The organism is bacterium, assembly GCA_026398675.1.
GTDB lineage: Bacteria > RBG-13-66-14 > RBG-13-66-14 > RBG-13-66-14 > RBG-13-66-14 > RBG-13-66-14.
In genome coordinates this window covers 1-4,879 of record JAPLSK010000187.1, presented here as the reverse complement: position 1 = coordinate 4,879, position 4,879 = coordinate 1, and the positions used below count along the sequence as shown (strand labels likewise).

The following is a 4,879-nucleotide window of genomic DNA, read 5'->3' as shown; positions in this document are numbered from 1 at the left end:
TTTCGGCTGCGTTCCAAACCCCGGCGGCTCACCAGGTCCACCTTTCGTTCCAATAGACTGGAGAGCTCTTCCTGCAGTTCGACGAAATCGTAAAGCGACCATTGGGCTTGGGGATTAAAGGTCACCAGCAGATCCACATCGCTCTTTGAGGTATTGTCGCCGCGTAGATAGGAGCCGAATAACGCCAGCTCATCAATCCACCACCGTCGGCACAGGGCGTCGAGCCTGCGTTTATCCACCGCGATGCCACTCATAACCGCCTCCTCCAGCCCATTCTACTCCAGCCGGTAGTGGTAAGCAATGGCGGAGGCCGGGCCTGGAGAAAAGGAGACAAGGGGCTTAAGCCCCTTGCCTTCATTCGAGTGTTTTTTTTACCCGGTTACCGGAATCGGGAACGGGTAAGCCGGCACCGGGCGGTGGGGCATGACGAAGGCCGGCGCCGAAGCCATCCCCCCCTGGAAGGGCTCCAGATAATAATCGGCAAAGGTGAAGGGGGTGAGCGACTTGAAGTCGGAGTACTTCTGCGCCAGGTCGCAGGTGTATTCCCCGGCGACGCCGACGTCGAAGGCGACCATCATCAGCTCCTCCTCCTTGGGCAACCCCCAGGCGAAGAGATCGCCCTCCAGGGTCACGCTCTGACCGGGAGCGAGCTTGGCGGGCAGCTTGACCCCGGTCTTCTTGACGACGGGCTTCCCCTCGCCGCGGAAGACCCAGCAGCGCAGGCCCTTGACCGTATCCAGGGAACGCGGCTCGGCGGCGTGGTTCGTTAAAATTACCTTGACCTGGTACGGCTCGTCGAAGGGGGTGGCGAAGGCCGGTTCGGGGAGCACCAGCTCCACTCCGCCCACCGGGCCGGTGCGGTAGGGGTACGGCAGCGGGTCCGGCTTGGGATACTTTGCGAAATCGCCGAAGGCCTTCTTCTCTTCTGGGGTGTACTTGGCGTCCATGTGCCAGCCGGCGCGCAGGAGGGGGGTCAGGCCCAGGTAGTCCGGTCCCTGTTCCTGGGCGATGATCTCCTGGCCAAACTCCATCCGCCGACGCACGTAGGGTCGGTAGAAGGCCTCGTCCATTTCCCAGCCGTTGAATTCCCCTGAAAGCTTCAACAGGGCGTGGATTTTATGCCGCTGCTCCTCGGTGTGCATGTGGGCCCACAGGAGGTACTCGCCCATGGCGTCGGCGAAGCAGGTGAAGGGCAGGAGGGCGTTCTGGCGTAGGGCGAGTGTCAGAGCGTTCTCCATCGAGTTCCGGTTCAGGGCGTAGACCACGTTCATCGGGAAGGGGTAGTCCCGGGTAATCTCCAGGGCGTTCAAGGCCCAGGTGATCATGTCGGGCTGATGGTGGGTCACCTCGACGTTGAAGGAGTTCAGGTTGGTGTCCCAGGTGCCTGCCTGCCCCATATGGTCCTGGTGCCCCTCGGCCAGCGAGCGGCGGTTGAACTCGGGAATCGTCTTGCACTCCTTGGCCAGGGCGAAGAACGCCTCGTAGGCTTTCTTCTGATGGGGGATCTGGTCGTTGTCCTTTACCGTGGTGTCGTAAACCATGCGGTGCGGCTTGACGACTATCTCCAGGTCGGTGATGTCCAGGGTGGCCAGGTCCACCGGCTTGAGCTCCTTTCCCGCCTGCTCCATCTCGGCGATTTTTTGGTCCATACCGGCCGTCTGCGCCTCGGAGAGCTTGACCATGGCCTGGCCGTACTTCTCCATGAGCCCTTCGGACTGCATCCGGTCCTGGAACTTGATGATGTCCATGCCGGGCTCGTTGCCGATGGCCTCCATGCGGGTGATGACCTCGCGCGCCGGCTCCAGAAGGCTTTTGTCGGAAATCATGGACGACTGCGCGTCCAGGCCCATCCTCATCCCGTCTACCATCTGCTTGACGACGGCGTCCATCAGTACCTCCCCCCGAGACTGTCGGCGTTGACACCCTCGAATATCTCGGTCAGGCGCTTGAGCTGCGCGTCGTCGTAGGTGAAACGGTTGCGAATCCAGGGGAGCTTCAGCAGGTCGGGGAAGCGCTTGCCGGGGTTGCGCTCGGCGAGCTCCTTCAGGCCGGCCTCCATCTTGGTCCGGGCGCTTTTGGAAAGCTCGGAGCCCGGCTCGGCGGCGCTCACGTAGAACGTGTTCTCCACGGTTTCGTCCATCAGGGTCTTGGTGCGGCCGATTCTTTCCTGAAGCTTCGCTTCATCTTCGGCGCACCGGGCGGAGACGGAGTCTATCTCGTTGAAATCGGCGGTCTTGAAAATGGCCTCGGCCCGGGCTTTCCAATGCCCGGACAACTCCTCCATTTCCATCCCGGCGTACGCTTCCGCCTGGAAGCGGGCGCCGTCAACCGCTATAGCCCGCGCGAGCCGGAAGGAATGACCGCCCTCTGTGAATTGCCGGCTCATATCGAGGAGGTCCGGGGTCTTTTTGACCATCTCCAGGGTTTCGGCGTCCGCCTTTGCCGCCTCCCTGGCGTGGGGGTCCCGCTTGCGGGCCTCCAGCGTCAGGCGGTAGTATTCGATGGTGTCGGCGTGCGCTTGTGAGTCGAAACTGCCCATGCCTCTCCTCTCGTCGCTTTTTTACGTCTGGGGCAAGGGGTTTAACCGAGCGAACCGAGCGAAGCGAGCTACGCCCCCGGCGAACCGAGTAATGCCCCGGCAAAATCCCTTGTTTCCTTATTCTTGTTTTCGGCCGTTTAGAGTTTTTCCCGGTCGAACTCCTCCTGGGTCGCGGTCAGGCACTTGCTCCAATCGCGCAGGTCGTCCACCAGGGCGGTGATGGGGGATAAATCCACGGCGGTGCCGGAGCCCGCGGTGCCGAACTCCTTCGCCACCTCGCTCTCCAGCTCGAAGGCCTCCAGGCGGTTCACGGCCTCGGCGAGGCGATCCACCAGCCCGGCGAAGTCGTTGGTGCGCTCCACCAGATTGGTTATAAGACGCCAGGCCTTGTCCACCAGCGGCTTCGAGTCTATGTCCCTGGCGCGCTCATAGAACTGGTACACCTTGTCCTGGCGCAGCCACTCGCCGGCCAGGGCTACGGCGACCGAGTAAACCTCGTCCACCAGCGGCTTCAGCTCCCCCGGTTTCGTGTCTATTTCCTTGAACCGCTTGGCTATCGTCTCGTACCCCGCGATGACCGTCTTGAACCGAGGTCCGGTGGGGTTTTTGCCTATCCTCTCGTTAAAGGCGCGCCAGTGCTCCTCGATTTCCTGGTAGAGGAGGCTCACCGCGAGGGCGCGATCCGAAAAAACCCTCGCGTAGACGAAGATGGAGATGAGTAACCCGGCACCGACCGTCCACACGGCGACCCATAAAGTTTCCAGCATGATGAAACACATGTATCCGATGACTAAGGCCGCGGGGAGGATGGACAACGGGGTGGTGATCCGCTTGCGCTTCTGCTCGTCCTTGAAGAGCCGGCGCTGGATGACCCTGCGCAGGCGGGCGGTAAGTCGGAACAAGGTGCCTCCGTTGTCCGGGGGGCGGAATCGAGCGAAGCGAGCTATGCCCCCGGCAAATCGTTTGCGCCCGACGGACGATGTCGGTTGCCGGGACGGTGTTCTTCAGGTCAGCCGCGCGAACATTTTGCCAGAGGCTTGAGCTCGCTACGCTCGGTTCGTTCCGGTTCATCCCGACCGTTGCAGAACCAGGTTGTTGATGAACGGGGTGAAGGCGGTAATCGGCACGCCAAGGGGTCGGGTGAAGGAGAAATAAACCAGACTTTCAGCGAACCGCTTAAGAAGCCCCACGGGTGGAATGTGAACGTGCCTGTCGTGACCGGGCAGGAGGTTGACCGACAGCCAGGGCAACCCGCGCAGGCACCCCTTGATTTCCCACCAGGTGGATCCCCAGGCTCCGGCTTCCTCCAACCCGCGCGGCCCCGGGCTCAGCCGCTCCGTGGGGGAATAGCGCCCGCGCCTCACGGCCCGGAGGTGCGCCCAGGGCGAGCCCGGCCGCGTCCAGGGAATCCCCGCGAGCCCGGTCGTGTGAAAGTCGAAGGGCCACAGGCGGTTGGGCGTCTCGGTGATATAAAGGCATCCGTTCGGCGCGAGGAGCCCGAAGACCCGCCGCAGGACGTCCCTCCGCAGACCGGCCTCGCTCAAGGGGATGTGCTCGACGACCCCGGAGAGAAGGATCAGGTCGTAACCCCCTCCGGCGCCCTCGGGCGCGTCCGGGAACGCCACCCGGTCGGCAAGGCCGTGCTCGCTTAGGCGCAGCCGGCAGATGTCCAGAGCCTCGCGGTCAATGTCGTAAGCGTGGACCCCTCCGGCCCGACAGGCCAGGGCGACCGTGCTGGCTCCCGTGCCGCAGCCGAAGTCCAACACGCGTTTGGAATCGAGCGGCCCGCAGAAGAACTCTATCTCGGGCAGGAGCCGTTCGGTGAAGCGGACCACGCGGCTGTCCGGACCTCCCAGGTGCTCCTCGATGTACCGCGCGTAATGGGGCCAGCCTTCCATCCCCCGGTGGAGCTCGCGGATGCGGGCGATGAACCGGGGGGAGTAGGTGACACGGCCGGCGCGGTCCACGCTAAAACAGCCCGGTTATGTTGCCGTCCAGGTCAATGTCCATGTGCGCGGCCGCCGGGTCTTTCGGCAGGCCCGGCATGCGCAGGATGTCCCCGGTGAGCGGGATGACGAATCCCGCCCCCGCGGCGATTTGAATCTCCCGCACCGTCACCACGAAGTCCTTGGGCCGCCCCAGGAGCGTGAGGTTGTCCGAGAGGGAATTCTGCGTCTTGGCGATGCAAACCGGCAGCCCCGCGTAGCCGAAATCCTCGATGGTCTTCAGGTCGCGCTTCGCCTTGGGCGCGTAGTCCACGTGCTCGGCGCCGTAGATTTCATGGGCCACGGTGTAGATTTTCTTCTCGACGGGCCAGCTCCACTCGTAAAGCGGCTTGAA

At 63.1% G+C, this 4,879-nt stretch carries 6 protein-coding genes; all 6 read right to left on the bottom strand.

Translation table 11 applies throughout. The annotated features are described in order from the left end of the window. Positions 1-254: nucleotidyltransferase domain-containing protein (locus NTW26_06190; protein MCX7021848.1), on the bottom strand; the 254-nt coding region annotated here is incomplete at its 3' end. Positions 255-371: 117 nt separating this feature from the next. Further along, positions 372-1,889 (bottom strand): hypothetical protein, encoded by a 1,518-nt coding sequence (locus NTW26_06185; GenBank protein MCX7021847.1) that lies wholly within the window; start codon positions 1,887-1,889, stop codon positions 372-374. Next, a complete protein-coding gene (locus NTW26_06180) occupies positions 1,889-2,539 on the bottom strand; it encodes a hypothetical protein (protein ID MCX7021846.1) in 651 nt (216 codons plus the stop codon). The genes NTW26_06185 and NTW26_06180 overlap by 1 nt, the downstream gene beginning before the upstream one ends. 137 nt (positions 2,540-2,676) lie before the next feature. After that, the gene (locus NTW26_06175; protein MCX7021845.1) at positions 2,677-3,441 is read right to left on the bottom strand and encodes a hypothetical protein; all 765 of its coding nucleotides are present in this window, start codon (positions 3,439-3,441) and stop codon (positions 2,677-2,679) included. Between the two features lie 165 nt (positions 3,442-3,606). Further along, positions 3,607-4,506 (bottom strand): class I SAM-dependent methyltransferase, encoded by a 900-nt coding sequence (locus NTW26_06170; protein ID MCX7021844.1) that lies wholly within the window; start codon positions 4,504-4,506, stop codon positions 3,607-3,609. Position 4,507: 1 nt separating this feature from the next. Then, the coding region (locus NTW26_06165; protein MCX7021843.1) for a formate--tetrahydrofolate ligase at positions 4,508-4,879 on the bottom strand (372 nt) is incomplete at its 5' end.